At 43.0% G+C, this 21,296-nt stretch carries 19 protein-coding genes; 17 read left to right on the plus strand and 2 right to left on the minus strand.

Translation table 11 applies throughout. The features are described 5' to 3' along the window. Positions 1–3 precede the first annotated feature (3 nt). The 6 genes from NYE49_RS09175 (at position 4) to mutL (ending at position 8,707) form a co-directional block, all read left to right on the plus strand. The gene (locus tag NYE49_RS09175) at positions 4–1,182 is read left to right on the plus strand and encodes a glycine C-acetyltransferase (protein ID WP_047182626.1); all 1,179 of its coding nucleotides are present in this window, start codon (positions 4–6) and stop codon (positions 1,180–1,182) included. A 147-nt stretch (positions 1,183–1,329) separates the two neighbouring features. Then, positions 1,330–2,859 carry a tRNA (N6-isopentenyl adenosine(37)-C2)-methylthiotransferase MiaB gene (gene miaB, locus NYE49_RS09180; protein WP_015483238.1) on the plus strand — a complete coding sequence of 510 codons (1,530 nt, stop codon included), beginning with the start codon at positions 1,330–1,332 and terminating at the stop codon, positions 2,857–2,859. Between the two features lies 1 nt (position 2,860). Next, positions 2,861–3,292: a regulatory iron-sulfur-containing complex subunit RicA gene (gene ricA, locus NYE49_RS09185; RefSeq protein WP_003231834.1), complete on the plus strand. Its 432-nt coding sequence runs from the start codon at positions 2,861–2,863 to the stop codon at positions 3,290–3,292. Between the two features lie 261 nt (positions 3,293–3,553). Next, on the plus strand, positions 3,554–4,099 hold the full coding sequence (gene cotE / locus NYE49_RS09190) for an outer spore coat protein CotE (protein ID WP_003231833.1): 546 nt from the start codon (positions 3,554–3,556) through the stop codon (positions 4,097–4,099). Between the two features lie 132 nt (positions 4,100–4,231). Further along, positions 4,232–6,808, plus strand: a complete 2,577-nt coding sequence (gene mutS / locus NYE49_RS09195; RefSeq protein ID WP_015483239.1) for a DNA mismatch repair protein MutS — start codon at positions 4,232–4,234, stop codon at positions 6,806–6,808. A 15-nt stretch (positions 6,809–6,823) separates the two neighbouring features. Continuing rightward, positions 6,824–8,707, plus strand: coding sequence for a DNA mismatch repair endonuclease MutL (mutL, locus tag NYE49_RS09200; protein ID WP_015483240.1), 1,884 nt, complete (start codon positions 6,824–6,826; stop codon positions 8,705–8,707). Between the two features lie 399 nt (positions 8,708–9,106). Here mutL and NYE49_RS09205 read toward each other — a convergent pair whose 3' ends face one another. After that, complete coding sequence (locus NYE49_RS09205) at positions 9,107–9,562, minus strand: regulatory YrvL family protein (RefSeq protein ID WP_015483241.1); 456 nt, start codon at positions 9,560–9,562, stop codon at positions 9,107–9,109. Between the two features lie 155 nt (positions 9,563–9,717). Next, a complete protein-coding gene (locus NYE49_RS09210) occupies positions 9,718–10,275 on the minus strand; it encodes a hypothetical protein (RefSeq protein ID WP_047182628.1) in 558 nt (185 codons plus the stop codon). A gap of 120 nt (positions 10,276–10,395) precedes the next feature. On the opposite strand from NYE49_RS09210, the gene NYE49_RS09215 reads away from it, so the two are divergent. From NYE49_RS09215 to NYE49_RS09265, 11 genes are all read left to right on the plus strand, one after another. Continuing rightward, positions 10,396–11,013 carry a TetR/AcrR family transcriptional regulator gene (locus NYE49_RS09215; protein ID WP_015383700.1) on the plus strand — a complete coding sequence of 206 codons (618 nt, stop codon included), beginning with the start codon at positions 10,396–10,398 and terminating at the stop codon, positions 11,011–11,013. A 189-nt stretch (positions 11,014–11,202) separates the two neighbouring features. Next, positions 11,203–11,880: an MBL fold metallo-hydrolase gene (locus NYE49_RS09220; protein ID WP_003231824.1), complete on the plus strand. Its 678-nt coding sequence runs from the start codon at positions 11,203–11,205 to the stop codon at positions 11,878–11,880. A 109-nt stretch (positions 11,881–11,989) separates the two neighbouring features. After that, positions 11,990–12,256 carry a hypothetical protein gene (locus NYE49_RS09225; protein ID WP_120363368.1) on the plus strand — a complete coding sequence of 89 codons (267 nt, stop codon included), beginning with the start codon at positions 11,990–11,992 and terminating at the stop codon, positions 12,254–12,256. Next, positions 12,253–13,119, plus strand: a complete 867-nt coding sequence (gene fabD, locus NYE49_RS09230; protein ID WP_047182629.1) for an ACP S-malonyltransferase — start codon at positions 12,253–12,255, stop codon at positions 13,117–13,119. Before NYE49_RS09225 ends, fabD (NYE49_RS09230) begins: the two co-directional genes overlap by 4 nt. A 504-nt stretch (positions 13,120–13,623) precedes the next feature. Beyond that, a complete protein-coding gene (locus NYE49_RS09235) occupies positions 13,624–14,598 on the plus strand; it encodes an acyltransferase domain-containing protein (RefSeq protein WP_047182630.1) in 975 nt (324 codons plus the stop codon). Then, a complete protein-coding gene (fabD, locus tag NYE49_RS09240; RefSeq protein WP_047182631.1) occupies positions 14,595–16,898 on the plus strand; it encodes an ACP S-malonyltransferase in 2,304 nt (767 codons plus the stop codon). Before NYE49_RS09235 ends, fabD (NYE49_RS09240) begins: the two co-directional genes overlap by 4 nt. Before the next feature lie 61 nt (positions 16,899–16,959). Continuing rightward, a complete protein-coding gene (locus tag NYE49_RS09245; RefSeq protein WP_003231809.1) occupies positions 16,960–17,208 on the plus strand; it encodes an acyl carrier protein in 249 nt (82 codons plus the stop codon). After that, positions 17,186–18,433, plus strand: coding sequence for a polyketide biosynthesis malonyl-ACP decarboxylase PksF (gene pksF / locus NYE49_RS09250; RefSeq protein WP_015483245.1), 1,248 nt, complete (start codon positions 17,186–17,188; stop codon positions 18,431–18,433). The genes NYE49_RS09245 and pksF overlap by 23 nt, the downstream gene beginning before the upstream one ends. Further along, positions 18,434–19,696 carry a polyketide biosynthesis 3-hydroxy-3-methylglutaryl-ACP synthase PksG gene (gene pksG, locus NYE49_RS09255; RefSeq protein WP_015383707.1) on the plus strand — a complete coding sequence of 421 codons (1,263 nt, stop codon included), beginning with the start codon at positions 18,434–18,436 and terminating at the stop codon, positions 19,694–19,696. After that, a complete protein-coding gene (locus tag NYE49_RS09260) occupies positions 19,684–20,463 on the plus strand; it encodes an enoyl-CoA hydratase/isomerase (protein ID WP_015383708.1) in 780 nt (259 codons plus the stop codon). The genes pksG and NYE49_RS09260 overlap by 13 nt, the downstream gene beginning before the upstream one ends. Positions 20,464–20,502: 39 nt before the next feature. Then, on the plus strand, positions 20,503–21,252 hold the full coding sequence (locus NYE49_RS09265) for a polyketide synthase (protein ID WP_015383709.1): 750 nt from the start codon (positions 20,503–20,505) through the stop codon (positions 21,250–21,252). The last annotated feature ends 44 nt before the right edge of the window (positions 21,253–21,296 follow it).

A 21,296-nucleotide genomic window follows, 5' to 3' on the forward strand; every position in this document is an offset into this window, starting at 1 on the left:
AACATGACGAAGGAATTTGAGTTTTTAAAAGCAGAGCTTGATAGAATGAAAGAAAACCATACTTGGCAAGACATAAAACAGCTTGAATCTATGCAGGGCCCATCTGTCACAGTGAATCACCAAAAAGTCATTCAGCTATCTTCTAATAATTACCTCGGTTTCACTTCACATCCTAGACTCATCAACGCCGCACAGGAGGCCGTTCAGCAGTATGGAGCCGGCACCGGATCAGTGAGAACGATTGCCGGTACATTTACAATACATCAAGAGCTTGAGAAAAAGCTGGCAGCCTTTAAAAAAACGGAGGCGGCACTTGTATTCCAATCAGGCTTCACAACAAACCAAGGCGTACTTTCAAGTATTCTTTCAAAAGAGGATATTGTCATCTCAGATGAATTGAACCATGCTTCTATTATTGACGGAATTCGACTGACAAAGGCGGATAAAAAGGTGTATCAGCACGTCAATATGAGTGATTTAGAGCGGGTGCTGAGAAAGTCAATGAATTATAGGATGCGTCTGATTGTGACAGACGGCGTATTTTCCATGGATGGCAACATAGCCCCTCTGCCTGATATTGTAGAGCTCGCTGAGAAATATGACGCATTTGTGATGGTGGATGACGCCCATGCATCCGGAGTACTTGGCGAAAACGGCAGGGGAACGGTGAATCACTTCGGTCTTGACGGCAGAGTTCATATTCAGGTCGGAACATTAAGCAAGGCAATCGGAGTGCTCGGCGGCTACGCTGCAGGTTCAAAGGTGCTGATCGATTATTTACGGCATAAAGGCCGTCCATTTTTATTCAGCACATCTCATCCGCCGGCTGTCACTGCAGCTTGTATGGAAGCGATTGATGTCTTGCTTGAAGAGCCGGAGCATATGGAGCGCTTGTGGGAGAATACTGCCTATTTTAAAGCAATGCTTGTGAAAATGGGTTTGACTCTCACAGAGAGTCAAACGCCGATTCTTCCTATTTTAATAGGTGATGAAGGTGTGGCAAAGCAATTTTCAGATCAGCTCCTTTCTCACGGTGTTTTTGCCCAAAGTATCGTTTTCCCGACTGTAGCAAAGGGAAAAGCCAGAATTCGCACGATTATAACAGCAGAGCACACCAAAGATGAACTGGATCAGGCGCTTGATGTCATCGAAAAGACGGCAAAGGAGCTCCAGCTATTGTAACAAGAGGAAGAGTTTACTCTTCCTCTTTTGATTCCTTATTGATTATTATTCTCAATGAGTGTACAATGATAGGTTGCCGGTTGTGCAGAGCTTCAATAACCTTTATACTGAAGGGTGGAAGTTTGGTTTGAAAGGAGAAAATATGACATGAATGAAAAACAAAAATTAGAGAGCGGACAAGTTAATCCATCGGACAAAAAATCCGAGAAGGATTACAGCAAGTACTTTGAAGCTGTTTACATTCCGCCTTCTTTAAAAGACGCGAAAAAACGAGGCAAGGAAGCCGTTACTTATCATAATGACTTTAAAATTTCTGAACAATTTAAAGGATTGGGAGACGGAAGAAAGTTCTATATCCGTACGTACGGCTGCCAAATGAATGAACACGATACAGAGGTTATGGCAGGGATCTTTATGGCGCTCGGTTACGAAGCGACAAACTCTGTTGACGACGCCAATGTCATTTTGTTAAATACATGTGCAATCCGTGAAAATGCTGAAAACAAGGTGTTTGGTGAGCTCGGGCACTTAAAAGCACTGAAAAAAAACAATCCCGATCTGATTTTAGGCGTGTGCGGCTGTATGTCCCAAGAGGAATCAGTCGTGAACCGTATTTTGAAAAAACATCCGTTTGTCGATATGATTTTCGGAACGCATAACATTCATCGCCTGCCGGAGCTTTTGTCAGAAGCATACCTTTCAAAAGAAATGGTTGTAGAAGTTTGGTCTAAGGAAGGGGACGTTATTGAAAACCTTCCGAAAGTCCGAAATGGAAAAATTAAGGGCTGGGTCAATATCATGTACGGCTGTGACAAATTCTGTACGTATTGCATTGTGCCTTACACACGCGGAAAAGAAAGAAGCCGCCGCCCTGAGGATATCATTCAGGAAGTGAGAAGGCTCGCAAGTGAAGGCTATAAGGAAATTACACTGTTAGGCCAAAACGTAAACGCGTATGGAAAAGACTTTGAAGATATGACGTACGGACTTGGTGATTTGATGGATGAACTGAGAAAAATCGATATCCCGAGAATCCGTTTTACAACGAGTCATCCGCGCGACTTTGACGACCGCCTCATTGAAGTGCTGGCAAAAGGCGGAAATCTGCTTGATCATATTCATCTTCCGGTTCAATCAGGAAGCTCAGAAGTTCTGAAGTTGATGGCCCGCAAATATGACAGAGAGCGTTACATGGAGCTGGTGCGAAAAATTAAGGCAGCGATGCCAAACGCTTCTTTGACGACGGACATTATTGTCGGATTTCCGAACGAAACGGACGAGCAGTTTGAAGAAACGCTTTCTCTATATCGTGAGGTGGAGTTTGACAGCGCTTATACGTTCATTTACTCTCCGCGTGAGGGCACTCCGGCTGCTAAGATGAAAGATAATGTACCGATGCGTGTGAAAAAAGAACGCCTGCAGCGTCTGAACGCACTGGTGAATGAAATTTCTGCTAAAAAAATGAAGGAATACGAAGGCAAGGTTGTCGAAGTATTAGTTGAAGGTGAAAGCAAAAATAACCCTGATATTCTTGCCGGCTATACTGAAAAAAGCAAGCTTGTCAATTTTAAAGGGCCGAAGGAAGCCATCGGCAAAATCGTCCGCGTGAAAATCCAGCAAGCGAAAACATGGTCGCTTGACGGAGAAATGGTAGGAGAAGCAATCGAGGTGAAATAAGATGACGCTCTACTCAAAAAAAGACATTGTGCAGCAGGCACGAAACCTTGCAAAAATGATTTCTGAAACAGAAGAGGTTGATTTTTTCAAACGGGCTGAAGCGCAAATCAATGAGAATGACAAAGTGTCCACAATCGTTAATCAGATTAAAGCCCTGCAAAAGCAGGCTGTCAATCTGAAGCATTATGAAAAGCATGAAGCGCTCAAACAAGTAGAAGCAAAAATTGACGCGCTGCAAGAAGAGCTTGAAGAGATTCCTGTTATCCAGGAATTCAGAGACTCGCAGATGGAAGTAAATGACCTACTGCAGCTCGTTGCACACACCATTTCCAACCAAGTCACAAATGAAATCATCACATCAACCGGAGGCGACCTGCTGAAAGGGGAAACCGGTTCAAAGGTGAAGCATTCAAATAACAGCTGTTCTCTCTAAACACGGTGCCTTTACAGGCCCGTGTTTTTTTATCATTTGTGCGGTTATAAATGAACTAAATAATCTATGTACCAAATGTTCAATTGGTTTTTCTGTGCGCAGCCGCGTGTAAACTTTATCGCACTTATAAGTAAAGTTTCTAGGCACACCTGCATACAATGGAACAGAAACTTTGTATTTTTATATTTTATTTATAAAAATGCACACTAGACAAATGCCCAGCATAAGATAACACGAAGAAGAACAAGGAGGCATGCCGGAATGTCTGAATACAGGGAAATTATTACGAAGGCAGTAGTAGCGAAAGGCCGAAAATTCACCCAATGCACCAACACCATCTCGCCTGAGAAAAAACCGAGCAGCATTTTGGGTGGTTGGATTATTAACCACAAGTATGACGCTGAAAAAATTGGAAAAACGGTAGAAATTGAAGGGTATTATGATATAAACGTATGGTACTCTTACGCGGACAACACAAAGACAGAGGTTGTCACAGAACGGGTAAAATACGTAGATGTCATTAAACTCAGATACAGAGACAATAATTACTTAGATGATGAGCATGAAGTAATTGCCAAAGTGCTTCAGCAGCCAAACTGCCTTGAAGTGACCATTTCGCCGAATGGAAATAAAATCGTTGTGCAGGCAGAAAGAGAATTTTTGGCGGAAGTGGTAGGGGAAACAAAGGTAGTTGTTGAGGTCAATCCTGACTGGGAAGAGGACGACGAGGAAGATTGGGAAGATGAGCTTGATGAAGAGCTTGAAGACATCAACCCGGAGTTTTTAGTGGGAGATCCTGAAGAATAAAAAAGGGACTAGGGGAGACAGTACCCCCAAGTCTCTTTTTTATATTGATATATCATTCTTTTATCACTTTTTGTTTATGTTATAATGAAGGTTGGAAAATAGAAACGTTGATACATAGTGAGGGATTAAACAATGGCCGGTTATACGCCTATGATACAGCAATATTTAAAAATAAAGGCAGAGCACCAGGATGCCTTTTTATTTTTTCGCCTGGGTGATTTTTATGAAATGTTTTTTGAGGACGCCAAAAAAGCGTCACAAGAGCTGGAAATTACGTTAACGAGCAGAGATGGCGGTGCGGCTGAAAAAATACCGATGTGCGGTGTGCCGTATCATTCTGCTTCCGCGTATATCGAACAGCTTATTAAAAAAGGGTACAAAGTGGCAATCTGTGAACAAACGGAAGATCCGAAAGCCGCAAAGGGCGTTGTGAAAAGAGAAGTGGTTCAGCTGATTACGCCTGGAACTGTTATGGACGGCAAAGGCATCCATGAATCGGAAAATAACTTTATCGCATCTGTTTCAGCTTGCTCGAACGGATACGGACTTGCGCTGTCTGATTTAACAACGGGAGAAAATTTGGCTGTTCTGATTGAACGGCTTGAAGACGTCATATCAGAAATTTATTCAGTCGGCGCACGGGAAATCGTGGTTTCAGGAAGCTTGGATGCCGATACAGTGGCACAGCTGAGAGAGCGGTGCGGTGCAACGATTTCAATTGAAGACGGAGAAACAGACGAACACGTAACGATCATTGAGCACTTAAATAATGAAGATATAACAAAAACATTTATGCGCTTATATACGTATTTGAAAAGAACCCAAAAGCGCAGCCTTGATCATCTTCAGCCCGTGCAGGTGTATGAGCTTGAGGAAGCGATGAAAATTGACTTATACTCAAAGCGTAATCTGGAGCTGACCGAAACGATCCGTTCAAAAAATAAAAAAGGCTCCCTTTTGTGGCTGCTGGATGAAACAAAAACGGCAATGGGAGGCCGGCTGCTTAAACAGTGGATTGACCGGCCGCTTATCAGAGTCAATCAAATCGAAGAGCGCCAAGAAATGGTGGAAACATTGATGTCCCATTTCTTTGAACGGGAAGATCTGCGTGAACGTTTAAAAGAAGTATATGACTTAGAACGCCTTGCCGGCCGCGTTGCATTCGGAAATGTCAATGCCCGGGATTTGATTCAGCTGAAGGAATCGTTAAAGCAAGTTCCTGGCATCAAACAGCTGGTTGCTTCACTGGCTCATGACAAGGCCAAAGAACGTGCAGAGCGCATTGACCCTTGCGGGGACGTACTTGAACTGCTGGAAGAAGCGCTGTACGAAAACCCTCCTTTATCGGTAAAAGAAGGGAACCTGATTAAAGATGGTTATAATCAAAAGCTTGATGAATATCGTGATGCAAGCAGAAACGGAAAAGACTGGATTGCCCGCCTGGAACAGCAGGAGCGGGAATACACAGGCATTCGTTCTTTAAAGGTCGGCTTTAATAAAGTTTTCGGTTATTACATTGAAGTGACAAAAGCAAATTTGCACTTGCTTGAGGAAGGGCGTTATGAGCGGAAGCAGACGTTAACCAATGCAGAGCGCTACATTACACCTGAATTAAAAGAAAAAGAAGCGCTCATTTTAGAGGCGGAAAATAACATCTGTGAGCTGGAGTACGAGCTGTTTACCGAGCTGCGCGAGAAAGTGAAGCAGTATATTCCGCGGCTTCAGCAGCTTGCAAAACAGATGAGCGAGCTGGACGCACTGCAATGCTTTGCGACAATCAGTGAAAATCGTCACTACACGAAACCGGAGTTCTCTAAAGATGAAGTCGAAGTGATTGAAGGCAGACACCCGGTTGTTGAAAAAGTCATGGACAGCCAGGAATATGTCCCGAACAACTGTATGATGGGCGATAACAGACAAATGCTTCTCATTACAGGTCCAAACATGTCAGGGAAAAGCACGTATATGAGACAAATCGCGCTCATTTCCATTATGGCGCAAATCGGCTGCTTTGTACCCGCGAAAAAAGCGGTGCTTCCGATTTTTGATCAAATTTTTACACGAATCGGCGCTGCAGATGATTTGATTTCCGGACAAAGTACATTTATGGTAGAAATGCTTGAAGCGAAAAATGCGATTGTCAACGCGACGAAAAACAGCCTCATTCTGTTTGATGAAATCGGGCGGGGAACGTCCACTTATGACGGCATGGCGCTGGCACAGGCGATTATTGAATATGTTCACGATCATATCGGCGCCAAGACGCTGTTCAGCACACACTATCACGAGCTGACCGTTCTTGAGGACAAGCTGCCCCAGCTGAAAAACGTTCATGTTCGCGCTGAAGAATATAACGGAACGGTTGTCTTTCTTCATCAAATTAAAGAAGGTGCCGCTGATAAAAGCTATGGTATCCATGTAGCTCAGCTTGCCGAACTGCCGGGAGATCTGATTGCACGCGCTCAAGATATTTTAAAAGAGCTTGAGCATTCAGGAAACAAACCGGAAGTGCCGATGCAGAAGCCTCAGGTGAAAGAAGAGCCGGCACAGCTGTCCTTTTTTGACGAAGCGGAAAAGCCGGCTGAAACACCAAAGCTTTCAAAAAAAGAAAAGCAAGTGATCGATGCTTTCAAATCACTTAATATACTGGATATGACACCGCTTGAAGCGATGAATGAAATGTACAAGCTGCAAAAGAAATTACATTAAAACGGGGTGATGAATGTGGCAAAAGTCATCCAGCTGTCAGATGAGCTTTCAAATAAAATAGCGGCGGGCGAGGTTGTGGAACGGCCCGCCTCAGTCGTCAAAGAATTGGTGGAAAATGCGATCGACGCTGACAGCACAGTCATTGAAATCGATATTGAGGAAGCAGGACTTGCATCCATTCGGGTTTTGGATAACGGCGAAGGAATGGAGAATGAAGATTGCAAGCGTGCTTTCCGCCGCCACGCAACGAGTAAAATAAAAGATGAAAATGATTTATTCAGGGTGAGAACGCTCGGTTTCAGGGGAGAAGCCCTGCCGAGTATCGCGTCAGTCTCTCATCTGGAGATTACAACAAGCACTGGTGAAGGAGCTGGGACGAAGCTCGTCCTCCAAGGAGGAAACATCATTTCCGAATCGCGTTCCTCAAGCAGGAAGGGAACTGAAATTGTCGTTTCCAACCTGTTTTTTAACACACCGGCCCGTTTGAAATATATGAAAACCGTTCATACAGAGCTTGGAAACATTACAGATGTGGTGAACCGTATTGCTCTGGCGCATCCAGAGGTATCGATCCGCCTGCGCCATCATGGGAAAAACCTGCTTCAAACGAACGGAAACGGAGATGTGCGCCATGTACTGGCAGCGATTTACGGCACGGCTGTCGCCAAAAAAATGCTCCCGCTGCATGTGAGCTCCTTGGATTTTGAAGTAAAGGGATATATCGCCCTCCCAGAGATTACACGGGCGTCGAGAAACTATATGTCGTCTGTGGTCAATGGCCGTTACATTAAAAATTTCCCGCTCGTCAAAGCGGTTCATGAAGGCTATCATACGCTTCTGCCGATCGGACGCCATCCGATTACTTTTATAGAAATTACGATGGACCCGATTTTAGTCGATGTCAACGTGCATCCATCGAAGCTTGAGGTCCGGCTCAGCAAGGAAACAGAGCTTCATGACTTAATACGTGACGGAATTAAAGATGTGTTTAAACAGCAGCAGCTGATTCCGAGTGCCCAGCTCCCGAAAAAATCGGCACCTGTAATCAAAAATGAGCAGCAGTTCATAACCTTTGATGAAAAGCCTGCGGAAAAAAAAGTTCCGGAAAAATCGACTGCGTCATCTTATTCACCAATGAAGCTCAGTTCAGTCGTAAAAGAGCCGCTTGATGCGGAGGAAGAATTGCCTCCTCTCCAATTTGATGCTCCTCCTATCGTTGATCAGGAACAAACCCTTGAGGTGTCCGATGTTTCAGCAGAAGAGCCTGAAACATTTGAGCAGGAATGCCATGAGGAACAGCAGCAGCCAGCGTCTGAGCGGGTTCCGATTATGTACCCGATCGGCCAGATGCACGGGACTTATATATTGGCACAAAACGAAAACGGCCTGTATATTATCGACCAGCACGCCGCCCAAGAACGTATTAAATATGAGTACTTCCGTGAAAAGGTGGGGGAGGTTGAGCCTGAGGTGCAGGATATGATTGTACCGCTGACGTTCCACTACTCCACAAATGAGGCTTTGATTATTGAACAGCACAAACAAGAGCTCGAAAGCGTGGGTGTCTTTTTAGAGTCATTCGGCTCTAACAGTTACATCGTCCGCTGCCACCCGGCCTGGTTTCCAAAGGGAGAAGAAGCAGAGCTCATAGAAGAAATCATTCAGCAGGTGCTCGACTCCAAAAATATAGATATTAAAAAACTCCGCGAGGAAGCGGCGATTATGATGAGCTGCAAAGGCTCCATCAAAGCAAATCGCCACCTCAGAAACGACGAAATCAAAGCGCTTCTGGACGACCTCCGAAGCACATCAGACCCATTTACATGCCCGCACGGCCGCCCGATCATCATACACCATTCCACTTATGAGATGGAAAAGATGTTCAAACGCGTGATGTAGCGGGGGTGGTAAGCATTGATCCATTCTCTGAATGGATCAATGCTTTTTTTGTACTCCTTCGAGTGTCAGATTATAAGAAACGGTTGTAAACGTGTGAGCAGTGTTAACGCATTATACTTCATGGTTCCTCCGTATAACAAAATTTCCATTTACAGTCAATTGGGATTAATGTATATTTTGAGTGAGGAGGTGGAAACATATGGCATGTGGTCCGAAGATCATTATCTTTTTGGATGAACTTGATGATCCGAATGTAAGAATCATTTTAGAATGCAGAATTTAAATTACAACATTGTGTTTTGCTCCCTGTTCGTGTGAACAGGGAGTTTTTTTCGTTTATATAACTGGTGATGTCCAAATATAAGGTGTTATGAATTCTCCATATCTGCCATCGGCATTTTAAGCTGCTTCTCCATTAGGCTGGTCATCAAAAGCAAGTTCAGTGAAAGCCATCACTGCTGATATCACAACAAGCAAGATATCTGGAATATAAATAGACTGCATAAAGTAATCTGCAAAACAGATCGTTATAAGATTGCTGATAAAATACAGTATAAAAGCAAAAAGTGCAGTCTTTTTCAATGAAAGTGATTTTGCCAAAATGATAGAGATAATCTTTGTGAGTGGGTCTATAATTAAACCTGCAGCAAAGCAGGCTAAAATAAATAAAGCTAATGTTTGATTGGAAGCGTATGTGATGCCCAGTATAGAGAATAAGCCTTTCATTCCGAAGAAAAAGCCGCCGAAAATGACTGCAAGCGCAATGGCCGCGATAAAAGTGATAGATACAATTCCGATTAATTTTGATCTCAGGTTAAAATCTTTAGAGTGCTCGTTCTGTTCTTTTTGGTTCAAGTATGACACTCCCTTCACCTGCTTACTCATACAAACAGTTACCCTTGAATCAGCCCAAAATATCTATAAGTCTGTTTTCTAACGAAAATAGTATAGCATATTTTAACAAAACCAAAAAAGGCTCCTTCCACTGGGGAAGGGCCTTTTTCATCATGTTAACTCCTGAGATTCGCCGAAGCTTTCTCTTTTTTTGGCCAAATAAAATAGCTGGCAGTAATGAGAAAGTCAATGCCTATAATGACAGTCCACAGTTTAAGAATGCCGCTCAATGCCTCGGTTCGGGCAGAGTCATTGATAAAATAGATCATCCCTACCAATAGTCCCGCACCAATTAAGTAGGCCAGCACATGTCTTATCCAGCCTTTCGCACCGTGCTTGGCATGATCCATTCCAAAACGTTTCAGCGGTTTTTCGCCTTTTTTTGTCACATAATATTGAAATTTTTCATCTGCCCATTGAATCATTTGTTTTCCATAAGCGATCGATATACCGATGTAAACAGCTGCAATCCCATGGGCTGCGGTCGCTGAGGCTCCGCGGTAAAGGTCCACACCAGTTGCCGCTAACAAGATCAAATCGATAACTGGAGTTAAGGCAAGGAATAGAAGTCCTAATGTATGTCGTTTGAATACGTAACGTACAGCAAGCCCCAAAACAATGACAACCCAAAACGCAATTTCACAGAAAACAATCATCCATGCGATACCGTTCAATCCATTCCCCTCTTTTCAATACAGTTGTATTATTTAAATAATATGTTACCATCTTTGTTTTTGTAACACAACTGTATTATAAAAATTGCCCTCTCATTTTTTTCTTGTTACAATAAAGCTATGCCAAAACAAATTGACCATGAGAAAAGAAGAAAACAAATTGCAGAAGCAACGTGGCGCGTCATTTTAGAACGAGGAATGGAGGGAGCATCAGCCAGAAACATTGCAAAGGAAGCAGGATTGTCATTAGGTGCGCTGCGCCATTATTTCTCTACACAGGATGAATTGCTTGCTTTTGCAATGAAACTTGTCCAAGAAAAGGTGACGGACCGAATTAAGGACATTGCAGTGAGGGATTTGCTCCCTAAGGAAAAAGTGTTGCAAATTTTGCTTGAAATGGTCCCAACGAATGAAGAAACGATTAGAGAGATGGAGGTTTGGTTTGCTTTTACTGCTTACGCCAGACATAAAAAGGATATGTTTGATGCGAATCATGACGGGATTTTCAGCGGCATGCGGAATCTGATCGCCTATTTAGATGAATCCGATTTACTGAAGCAGAATGCTGATAAAGACATTGAAGCTGAGAGACTTTACGCGCTTGTTGACGGCTTGGCTTTACATGCCATGCTTGACCCTGTGCGAGTGAATAAAGACCGAATTAAGCGGGTCATTATGCAGCATGTAGAGTCAATTTGCGTGGAAGATACACGTGAGACACAAAAACGACATCCTTAAGGCACTAGTGCGAAAAGCGATTCTTGTTGGGCATGCGTCCAAAAGAGTCGCTTTTTTATATTCAAAGAACAAGGATCTCTGAAAAAAATGGAAAACAATCATGCTGTTTGGTAAAGTGGAATGAAAGACGGACTGAGGGATGAACACTGGTCCATCGTTTAAGAACTTTACATGATAGGGATGGTATAAATGAATCTTACTTACAAGGTGCATCCAATTAAAACAAGGTATCAGGGCTGGACGAATTATTGCTATATCATTGAAGATATTGTAAGCAGATCTGCAATTGTTGTTGATCCCTCATGGGAATTGAGTAAGATAACCACTACACTTTCTGAACTCGAAGCGGAATTAAAGGCAGTCGCATTGACACACTCTCATTATGATCATGTAAATCTGGTAGACCCGCTGACGAAGATGTTTAACGCTCAAGTTTATATGTCGAAAAAAGAAATTGATTATTATCAATTCCGATGCAGAAATTTAATTAGCCTAGATGATCATCAGACGATCAGCATAGGAAACACAAGAGCACAATGCCTTCTCACACCGGGGCATACAGCCGGCGGAATGTGTTATTTGTTTTCTGAGAGTATTTTTACCGGAGATACGGTGTTTACAGAAGGATGCGGCATATGTGAGGATGATGGCAGCTCTGCGGAAGAGATGTTTGATAGCATTCAAAGAATAAAGTCGGAGGTTTCACCCCATGTACGGGTGTATCCTGGTCACTCATTTGGCAAATCGCCCGGCCATTCGATAAAGGATCTTTATCAGCATAATATTTACTTTCAAATTGATAAGAAAGAATATTTTGTGAAATTTCGCACTCGTAAAAACCAAAAAGGTATTTTTGATTTTAAATAATCCTTCTGAATCTATTATCCTATTTTTCTTCGAATATCTAAATGATTTTTATTTTCGAAAATGATTACATAGAAGGTGTTATTTATTTTGAAAACTCATTTGAAAGAAAATGAAGCGCATTATCATGATATGGCGCCCTATACGTAATCCGGGTCTTTTTTCTTATGTTCTGTTATATCTCCTGATCCTTTATTCCTCAATGGAAAAAAGCAGAAAAACAATCGAGCAAACTGTAGGAAAAATTAACTTGACGGATAATATTTACAGAGGTTACCATCAACATGAACATGCTACTATTTATCCGGTCATCACTATTATTAAATCATACAGAAGTGAAACACATCTACTAATCGGAAGGGTGGCTTTGAGAGAATGATCACATATGTTTTTCCAGGTCAGGGTTCACAAAAACAGGGAATGGGCAGCGGCCTATTCGATGAATTTAAAGAACTGACGGATCAGGCAGATGAGATCTTAGGATATTCAATCAAACGTCTTTGCCTAGAAAATCCTTATTCCAATTTAAACAAAACGCAATTTACTCAGCCGGCGTTATACGTGGTAAACGCACTAAGCTATCTGAAAAAAATCAAGGATGAAGGAGTTAAACCTGACTTTGTCGCCGGGCACAGCTTGGGTGAATACAATGCATTATTTGCAGCTGAAGCCTTTGATTTTGAGACAGGTTTACAGCTTGTCAGAAAAAGAGGCGAACTGATGAGTCTGATAAGCAACGGCGGTATGGCAGCTGTTATGGGACTAAATGAAGAGCAGGTTGCAAAGGCTCTGAAAGAATATCATTTACATGATGTTGATATCGCTAATGTGAATGCCCCATATCAAATTGTAATTTCAGGAAAAAAAGATGAGATTGAAAAAGCCGCATCTCTTTTTGAAGCGATGACTGAAGTTACAATGGTACTCCCCTTAAACGTAAGCGGCGCGTTTCATTCCAGATACATGAATAAGGCAAAAGAAGAATTTGAGGAGTTCCTTCATGCCTTTTATTTTTCGCCTCCGTCTATCCCGGTTATTTCTAATGTGTATGCCAAACCGTATACATACGAATTCATGAAACAGACGCTGGCTGATCAAATTAATCATTCAGTGAAATGGACTGACAGCATAAGATACTTAATGAAAAAAGGCCATATGGAGTTTGAGGAGGTAGGGCCTGGAAATGTTTTAACTGGGTTAATTCATCGCATAAAGAAAGATGCGGAAGCAATGCCACGCTAAAGCATTTGCTCCTATGGCCATGTATCTCATCAATCAGGTCTAAACACAGATTTCCTTTCATTTAAGGTATAAAGTTTTAAAGATTCAATCGTTCGATTGACACTGTTTCTAATTGAATAACTTTATATACTGTTACATAAAGAGGCTGATAAATTAAGTTAGACATTTGAACTATGTCAGCCGGTCTGTCAAACCATCGCTCCCACATCTAGATGGTCCATTTTTTAACCGCACCCACCAATCATAGAGTCGATGTTCTTTGCTGATCCTGTTATCATGTTACATCAATTTTGAGATATCAACATACATCTACGATCACGTCATAAATGAACCGCATCCAGAGCACCAATAGCAATCCTTCCAAGTTGAATCTCCTTTACTTTTTTCATATAAGACTTTTCCATTTATTAATTTCATTTCAATCGCTGCTATGTGCCTTTACAACATACATGGAAATGAGAAATCCAATAGCCGTTATAAATATAAAAAAAGAAGGTTATACACATGAATGAACCGCTTGTTTTTATGTTTTCCGGGCAAGGTTCCCAATACTATCACATGGGGAAAGAACTATTTAAGGAAAATACCGTGTTTCGCCAATCAATGCATGAAATGGATGCCATTGCAGCACGGCGAATCGGCACATCCATTGTTGAAGAAATCTACCATCCAGGTAAACGTGTGTCAGATCCGTTTGACAGTATTCTTTTTTCCCACCCCGCCATTTTTATGATTGAGTATTCCTTATATAAGGTTTTGGAAGACAGGGGAATTTATCCTGATTACGTATTGGGATCAAGTCTGGGAGAATTCGCAGCAGCGGCAGTTTCTGGTGTGTCAGACGCAGAGGATATACTGGATTGCATACTTGAACAGGCTATTATCATCCAGAATTCCTGCGATAAAGGAAAAATGCTGGCCATTCTGGACAAACCGCAATTGCTGAATGATCATCCGCAACTGTTTGGAAATAGTGAACTCATTTCTATCAATTATGATTCGCACTTCGTCATTTCTGGTGAAGAAGATCATATAAGGAAGATTATGGAGGATTTAAAGGAGAAGCAGATTCTTTGCCAGCTGCTTCCTGTGTCCTATGCCTTTCATTCTTCGCTTATTGATCCGGCAGAGAGTGCCTATGCAGAATTTTTAAGATCAAAATCTTTTAAAAAACCGTCAATACCGATTGTATCGAGCTTAACGGGAAGCTGCCTTCACGTAATGGACGAGAATTTCTTTTGGAATGCGGTCAGAAAGCCAATGATGTTTCGTGAAGCGATTCGATATTTGGAAAGCCAGCATACATGCAAGTTTATCGATTTAGGGCCATCCGGCACCTTAGCTGCTTTTGTGAAACAGCTGATTCCGGGTGATTCAGCTGACCGTTGCTGCTCAATCATAACACCATTTCATCAGGAGCTGAAAAATCTGAATACGGTTGAGTATTTCCGTACACCAGAAAGGAAGTTTACAAGATGATTACATATGTCTTTCCAGGGCAAGGCTCCCAGCAAAAGGGGATGGGACAAGGCCTATTTGAACAATATCAGCATTTGACTGATCAAGCAGATCAAATATTGGGCTATTCAATAGAGAAGCTATGTACTGAAAAATCCTATTTGGATGTAAATCATACTGAATACACGCAGCCGGCTTTGTACGTTGTTAATGCACTCAGTTACTTGAAGAGAGTGGAGGAGACCGGCAGAAAACCTGATTTTGCGGCAGGACATAGCTTAGGAGAATACAATGCGCTGATGGCAGCCGGTGCATTTGATTTTGAAACCGGATTAAGGCTCGTCAAAAAAAGAGGAGAATTGATGGGACGAATTACAGGGGGCGGAATGGCTGCTGTGATCGGCCTGAGTAAGGAACAAGTTACAGCCGTTTTAGAAGAGCACTGTCTTCATGACATTGATGTGGCAAATGAAAATACGCCCCGGCAAATTGTGATTTCTGGCCCGAAAAAAGAGATTGAAAAAGCTCGGGCTATTTTTGAAAACACTAAGGATGTAATGCTGTTTCATCCATTAAATGTGAGCGGAGCTTTTCATTCCAGATATATGAATGAAGCCAAACAGGTATTTAAGCAATATATTGACTCATTCCAGTTTGCACCTTTGGCGATCCCGGTTATCTCCAATGTCTACGCAGAGCCATACCATCAAGACAGATTAAAAGATACATTATCTGAACAAATGGACAACACAGTGAAATGGACGGACAGCATTCGTTTCCTGATGGGAAGAGGAGAAATGGAGTTTGAAGAGATTGGGCCTGGAGCTGTTTTAACCGGTCTCATTCATCGGATTAAAAATGAAGCTGAACCATTGACATATATACCGAAAAAGAACCCCGCGATCAGTGCGCATCTAAAGGAGCAACGCAATGTTCAAGCTGGGATTACGGCAGAATCTTTAGGAAGTGCTGAATTTAAACAAGATTATCATCTTACATATGCTTATCTTGCAGGCGGAATGTACCGCGGCATTGCTTCGGAAGAAATGGTAGTAAAGCTGTCAAGAGCGGGAATGATGGGGTTCTTTGGCACAGGAGGTCTGAGCCTGAAAGAGGTTGAAGATGCGATCCATGCTATACAAGGTGAATTAGGGAAAGGACAAGCCTACGGCATCAATCTGGTCCACAATATGAAACATACTGAATCAGAAGAAAAAATGATCGATCTTTTATTGAGGAATCAAGTGAGCATTGTGGAAGCTTCAGCATTTTTAAGTGTCACTCCCGCATTAGTAAGGTACCGCGCAAAAGGAGTGAAACGAAATCAAAATGGTGACGTTATATGCTCAAATCGTCTCATAGCAAAAATATCACGGCCGGAAGTTGCAGAATCATTTCTGAGTCCTGCGCCTGAGAATATGCTGCAAAAGCTTTTAGGAGAAAATAAAATCACTATGAACGAAGCTGAGTTGTTGCGGTGCATTCCGATGGCCGACGATATTTGTGTAGAAGCTGATTCAGGCGGTCATACAGATGGCGGTGTAGCATACAGCCTGATGCCGGCGATGACATCTTTAAGAGATGAAATGATGAAAAAATATCAATACCGGAAAAAAATAAGAGTTGGTGCAGCTGGAGGAATTGGAACACCTGAGGCAGCGATGGCGGCTTTTATGCTAGGAGCTGATTTTATTCTAACAGGCTCAATCAATCAATGTACGGTTGAGGCGGCAACAAGTGATAAAGTAAAGGATTTGCTTCAGCAGATGAATGTACAAGATACAGCCTATGCGCCTGCAGGTGATATGTTTGAATCGGGCAGTAAAGTGCAGGTGCTAAAGAAAGGCGTGTTCTTTCCCGCACGGGCAAACAAGTTATATGAACTGTATCAGCGGTATGGGTCTATACGTGAGCTGGATGCAAAGATGCTGGCCCAGCTTGAGGAGAAATACTTTAAACGCAGTATAGAAGACATATATAAAGATATTGCATTGCATTATCCCGCTGCAGACATTGAGAAGGCTGAACAAAATCCGAAGCATAAAATGGCTTTGATTTTTCGATGGTATTTCAGATACAGCTCAAAATTGGCAATCAGCGGAAGCGAACATTCGAAGGTCGATTATCAAATTCACTGCGGTCCCGCGCTGGGAGCCTTTAATCAATGGGTCAAAGGATCGCAATTAGAAAATTGGCGAAACCGCCATGTGGATGAAATCGGGAAAAAATTAATGACAGAAACGGCAGTATTGCTTCATGAACGGATGCAATCGATGTATCAGCCGTCGCATGAAACAGACAACATAAAAATAAAAGTTTGAATATTATGAAAATATACCTATAAAAATCATTAAAATAATCCCTTGAAGGAGAGAGCGCATTATGGATAAGCAGAGAATCTTTGAAGTACTAATCACCAATATTTGCGAGGTGCTTCCTGAATTAGACGGACACAGATTTGAGCCTGAAGATCAGTTAGTTGAGTTAGGAGCTGACTCTGTAGACAGAGCTGAAATTATCACGATGGTGCTAGAGGATTTATCGTTAAAAATCCCTCGCATTGAGCTATCCGGGGTGAAAAACATCGGTGAATTAGCTGAGGTGCTTTATGACAAAGTGCAATCTGCCTGAGGTGGTGGTGACCGGTGTAGGCGTCACGGCCTCTATCGGTCAAGGGAAAGAGGACTTTGCTTCCTCGCTCTTGTCCGGCAGACATGCCTTTGATGTCATGAAGCGTTCAGGCAGACAAAAAGACAGCCGGTTTATCGGAGCCGAAATTGCGTCATTGTCTTATCCTGACCGACTCTCTAAAAAAATGTTGCGAAAAGCATCATTTTCCAGCCGCGCTGCATTGGTAACTCTCACAGAGGCTTGGGAGGAGGCTGAATTGGACGATTCAGATTCCTCACGTATCGGACTGGTTGTTGGCGGGTCAAATTTTCAGCAGAGAGAAAACTTTGAAGTTTATGAAAGGTATCAAGACCGCTCCGGTTTTATTTCTCCGGCGTATGGCCTGTCTTTCATGGACAGCGATCTTTGCGGGATATGTACAGATCAGTTTGGCATCACGGGATTAGCATATACGGTGGGAGGAGCCTCGGCCAGCGGCCAGTTAGCAGTCATTCATGCAATTCAGCAAGTCCTGTCAGGCGAAGTTGATACTTGCATAGCACTTGGTGCTTTAATGGATCTTTCTTATATGGAATGCGAGGCGCTAAGGGCTTTAGGCGCTATGGGGACGGACAAATATGCTGATGAACCTGAAAAAGCGTGCCGTCCCTTCGATCAAAACAGAGACGGGTTTATCTATGGAGAATCGTGCGGTGCATTGGTAATAGAACGAAAGGAGACGGCTTTACGAAGAGGTCTCAAACCTTATGCAGCATTGTCTGGCTGGTCAATCAAACTGGACGGAAACCGGAATCCTGATCCTTCATTAGAAGGAGAGATTCATGTCATCCAGAAGGCACTGGAGCGTGCCAGGCTTTTACCAGAAGATATTGATTATATTAACCCTCATGGAACAGGCTCTTTTATTGGAGATGAAATAGAATTAAAGGCGCTCCGTGCATGCCGGCTTTCCCATGCTTATATCAATGCAACAAAATCGATAACCGGACACGGGCTTAGTGCGGCGGGCATCGTAGAGATTATTTCTGTTTTGCTGCAAATGAAAAAATCTGCCCTGCATCCGAGCCGGAATTTGGATCATCCAATCGATGATTCTTTTCATTGGGTAAATGAGAAATCGATTTCATACCGCATCAAAAATGCGCTGAGCTTAAGCATGGGGTTTGGCGGAATGAACACCGCGGTTTGTATACAAAACATTGAGAAATGTGGAGGCGAATCATAAATGGTTTCAGCCGGAATAGAAGCGATGAATGTCTTTGGCGGAACGGCATACCTTGATGTCATGGAGCTGGCCAAATACAGACACTTGGATACTGCGAGATTTGAAAACTTATTAATGAAAGAAAAAGCGGTAGCACTGCCTTATGAAGATCCCGTGACCTTCGGAGTCAATGCAGCTAAGCCGATTATTGATGCTTTATCTGAAGCAGAGAAGGACCGGATTGAATTGCTGATCACTTGCTCTGAATCCGGGATCGACTTTGGGAAATCGTTAAGTACATATATCCATGAATATTTAGGTCTCAACCGCAACTGCCGTTTGTTTGAGGTTAAACAGGCGTGTTATTCAGGGACAGCGGGATTTCAGATGGCGGTGAATTTTATATTATCCCAGACCTCTCCGGGTGCCAAAGCACTGGTTATCGCCAGTGATATTTCACGTTTTTTAATCGCTGAGGGCGGAGACGCTTTAAGCGAAGATTGGTCTTATGCGGAACCGAGCGCCGGAGCGGGAGCGGTGGCCGTTTTAGTTGGCGAAAATCCCGAGGTGTTTCAAATAGATCCCGGAGCAAATGGTTATTACGGCTATGAAGTGATGGACACGTGCCGCCCCATTCCCGACAGTGAAGCGGGAGATTCTGATCTGTCTTTAATGTCATATTTGGATTGCTGCGAACAGACTTTTCTGGAATATCAAAAGCGTGTACCGGGTGCCAATTATCAGGACACGTTTCAATATCTTGCTTATCATACGCCCTTTGGCGGGATGGTGAAAGGTGCGCACCGGACAATGATGCGTAAGGTGGCGAAGGTGAAAACATCTGGGATTGAGCCGGATTTTTTAACTCGTGTAAAACCAGGTTTAAACTACTGTCAACGGGTTGGAAATATTATGGGGGCAGCCTTGTTTCTGGCATTGGCCAGCACGATAGACCAAGGGAGATTTGATACGCCTAAACGAATTGGCTGTTTTTCCTACGGATCCGGCTGCTGTTCTGAATTTTACAGCGGAATTACAACTCCGCAAGGCCAGGAGCGTCAGCGAACATTTGGTATTGAGAAGCATTTGGACCGCCGCTATCAGCTCTCCATGGAAGAGTATGAGCTGCTGTTTAAGGGGAGCGGGATGGTGCGGTTTGGGACGCGCAATGTAAAGCTGGACTTTGAGATGATACCGGGCATCATGCAGTCCACTCAAGAGAAACCGCGCTTGTTTTTAGAAGAAATTTCTGAGTTTCATCGGAAGTACAGGTGGATCTCGTGACCTATCAAACGATAAAGGTCCGCTTTCAAGCGTCGGTTTGCTATATTACCTTTCACCGTCCTGAAGCGAATAATACGATTAATGACACGCTGATAGAAGAATGCTTGCAAGTGTTAAACCAATGTGAAACATCAACGGTGACGGTTGTCGTTTTAGAGGGGCTTCCCGAGGTGTTTTGTTTCGGAGCTGATTTTCAAGAAATCTATCAGGAAATGAAAAGGGGCAGAAAACAGGCAAGCTCCCAAGAGCTTCTCTATGATTTGTGGCTGAAATTGCAGACCGGTCCTTACGTCACGATATCTCATGTCAGGGGAAAAGTGAATGCAGGCGGTCTTGGATTCGTATCTGCCACAGATATTGCCATTGCTGATCAGACGGCGTCATTCAGTCTCTCTGAGCTGCTATTCGGCCTGTACCCTGCTTGTGTTTTACCGTTTCTGATCCGCCGTATCGGCTGGCAGAAAGCGCATTATATGACGCTTATGACAAAGCCGATTTCCGTTCAGGAAGCCAGTGAATGGGGGTTAATAGATGCTTTTGATGCTGAAAGTGACGTGCTGCTGAGAAAGCATTTATTGCGTTTGCGGAGGCTGAATAAAAAAGGAATCGCACATTATAAACAGTTTATGAGCTCACTTGATCATCAAGTCAGTCGTGCGAAAGCCACCGCTTTAACTGCAAATCAAAACATGTTTTCTGATCCTCAAAACCAAATGGGAATCATCAGGTATGTTGAAACAGGGCAATTCCCATGGGAGGATCAGTAACCGTTTAAAAATGACAATCAGAACCGTTAGGAGGACATCATGACGCATTCTGTTGTAGAGCTTATCGAAATTGAATCCGCCATTATTCAGGTAAAGATGCAAGATCGCACTCATAAAAACGCGTTTTCACAAGAACTTACAGACGGTTTAATTCAAGCGTTTGAATACATACGGCAGAACCCCAAATACAAAGCGGTTATTTTGACAGGATATGATAATTATTTTGCTTCAGGAGGAACGCAAGAAGGACTGCTTCGAATTCAGCAGGGATTGACCAAGTTCACTGATGACAATCTTTATTCTCTGGCGCTGGATTGTGAGATTCCAGTTATTGCGGCAATGCAGGGCCATGGAATTGGAGGCGGCTTTGTCATGGGGCTCTTTGCTGACATAGTCATTCTGAGCAGAGAAAGCGTGTATACGGCTAATTTTATGAAATACGGATTTACGCCTGGAATGGGCGCTACCTTTATCGTTCCTAAAAAACTGGGTTTCAGCCTGTCCCAGGAAATATTATTGAATGCGGGCAGCTACCGCGGAGCTGATCTTGAAAAAAGAGGGGTTCCTTTTAAGGTGCTGCCCCGTGCAGAAGTGTTAGATTATGCAGTGGAGCTGGCGCAAGAACTGGCGGAAAAGCCGAGAAACTCACTGGTCACACTGAAAGATCATTTGGTTGCCCCGCTTCGCGATCAGCTGCCGCGCGTCATTGAACAGGAATTGATGATGCATGAGAAAACATTTCATCATGAAGAAGTCAAAAGTAGAATCAAAGGTTTATATGGTAATTAACTGAAAATATATATAAATTTTGCAGGTGAAATGGAGGCAGCGTG

Origin of the sequence: Bacillus sp. FSL L8-0358, from assembly GCF_038593095.1 — a bacterium.
Taxonomy (GTDB): Bacteria; Bacillota; Bacilli; order Bacillales; family Bacillaceae; genus Bacillus; species Bacillus subtilis.

Bases quoted from the DNA above. Each gene is read 5' to 3' on its own strand.
- NYE49_RS09220 (WP_003231824.1), top strand. From the start codon at position 11,203: ATGAATCTTACTTACAAGGTGCATCCAATTAAAACAAGGTATCAGGGC.
- fabD (WP_047182629.1), top strand. From the start codon at position 12,253: ATGATCACATATGTTTTTCCAGGTCAGGGTTCACAAAAACAGGGAATG.
- NYE49_RS09175 (WP_047182626.1), top strand. From the start codon at position 4: ATGACGAAGGAATTTGAGTTTTTAAAAGCAGAGCTTGATAGAATGAAA.
- cotE (WP_003231833.1), top strand. From the start codon at position 3,554: ATGTCTGAATACAGGGAAATTATTACGAAGGCAGTAGTAGCGAAAGGC.
- NYE49_RS09245 (WP_003231809.1), top strand. From the start codon at position 16,960: ATGGATAAGCAGAGAATCTTTGAAGTACTAATCACCAATATTTGCGAG.
- pksF (WP_015483245.1), top strand. From the start codon at position 17,186: ATGACAAAGTGCAATCTGCCTGAGGTGGTGGTGACCGGTGTAGGCGTC.
- pksG (WP_015383707.1), top strand. From the start codon at position 18,434: ATGGTTTCAGCCGGAATAGAAGCGATGAATGTCTTTGGCGGAACGGCA.
- fabD (WP_047182631.1), top strand. From the start codon at position 14,595: ATGATTACATATGTCTTTCCAGGGCAAGGCTCCCAGCAAAAGGGGATG.
- mutS (WP_015483239.1), top strand. From the start codon at position 4,232: ATGGCCGGTTATACGCCTATGATACAGCAATATTTAAAAATAAAGGCA.
- NYE49_RS09235 (WP_047182630.1), top strand. From the start codon at position 13,624: ATGAATGAACCGCTTGTTTTTATGTTTTCCGGGCAAGGTTCCCAATAC.
- ricA (WP_003231834.1), top strand. From the start codon at position 2,861: ATGACGCTCTACTCAAAAAAAGACATTGTGCAGCAGGCACGAAACCTT.
- NYE49_RS09215 (WP_015383700.1), top strand. From the start codon at position 10,396: ATGCCAAAACAAATTGACCATGAGAAAAGAAGAAAACAAATTGCAGAA.
- NYE49_RS09225 (WP_120363368.1), top strand. From the start codon at position 11,990: ATGAAGCGCATTATCATGATATGGCGCCCTATACGTAATCCGGGTCTT.
- miaB (WP_015483238.1), top strand. From the start codon at position 1,330: ATGAATGAAAAACAAAAATTAGAGAGCGGACAAGTTAATCCATCGGAC.
- NYE49_RS09265 (WP_015383709.1), top strand. From the start codon at position 20,503: ATGACGCATTCTGTTGTAGAGCTTATCGAAATTGAATCCGCCATTATT.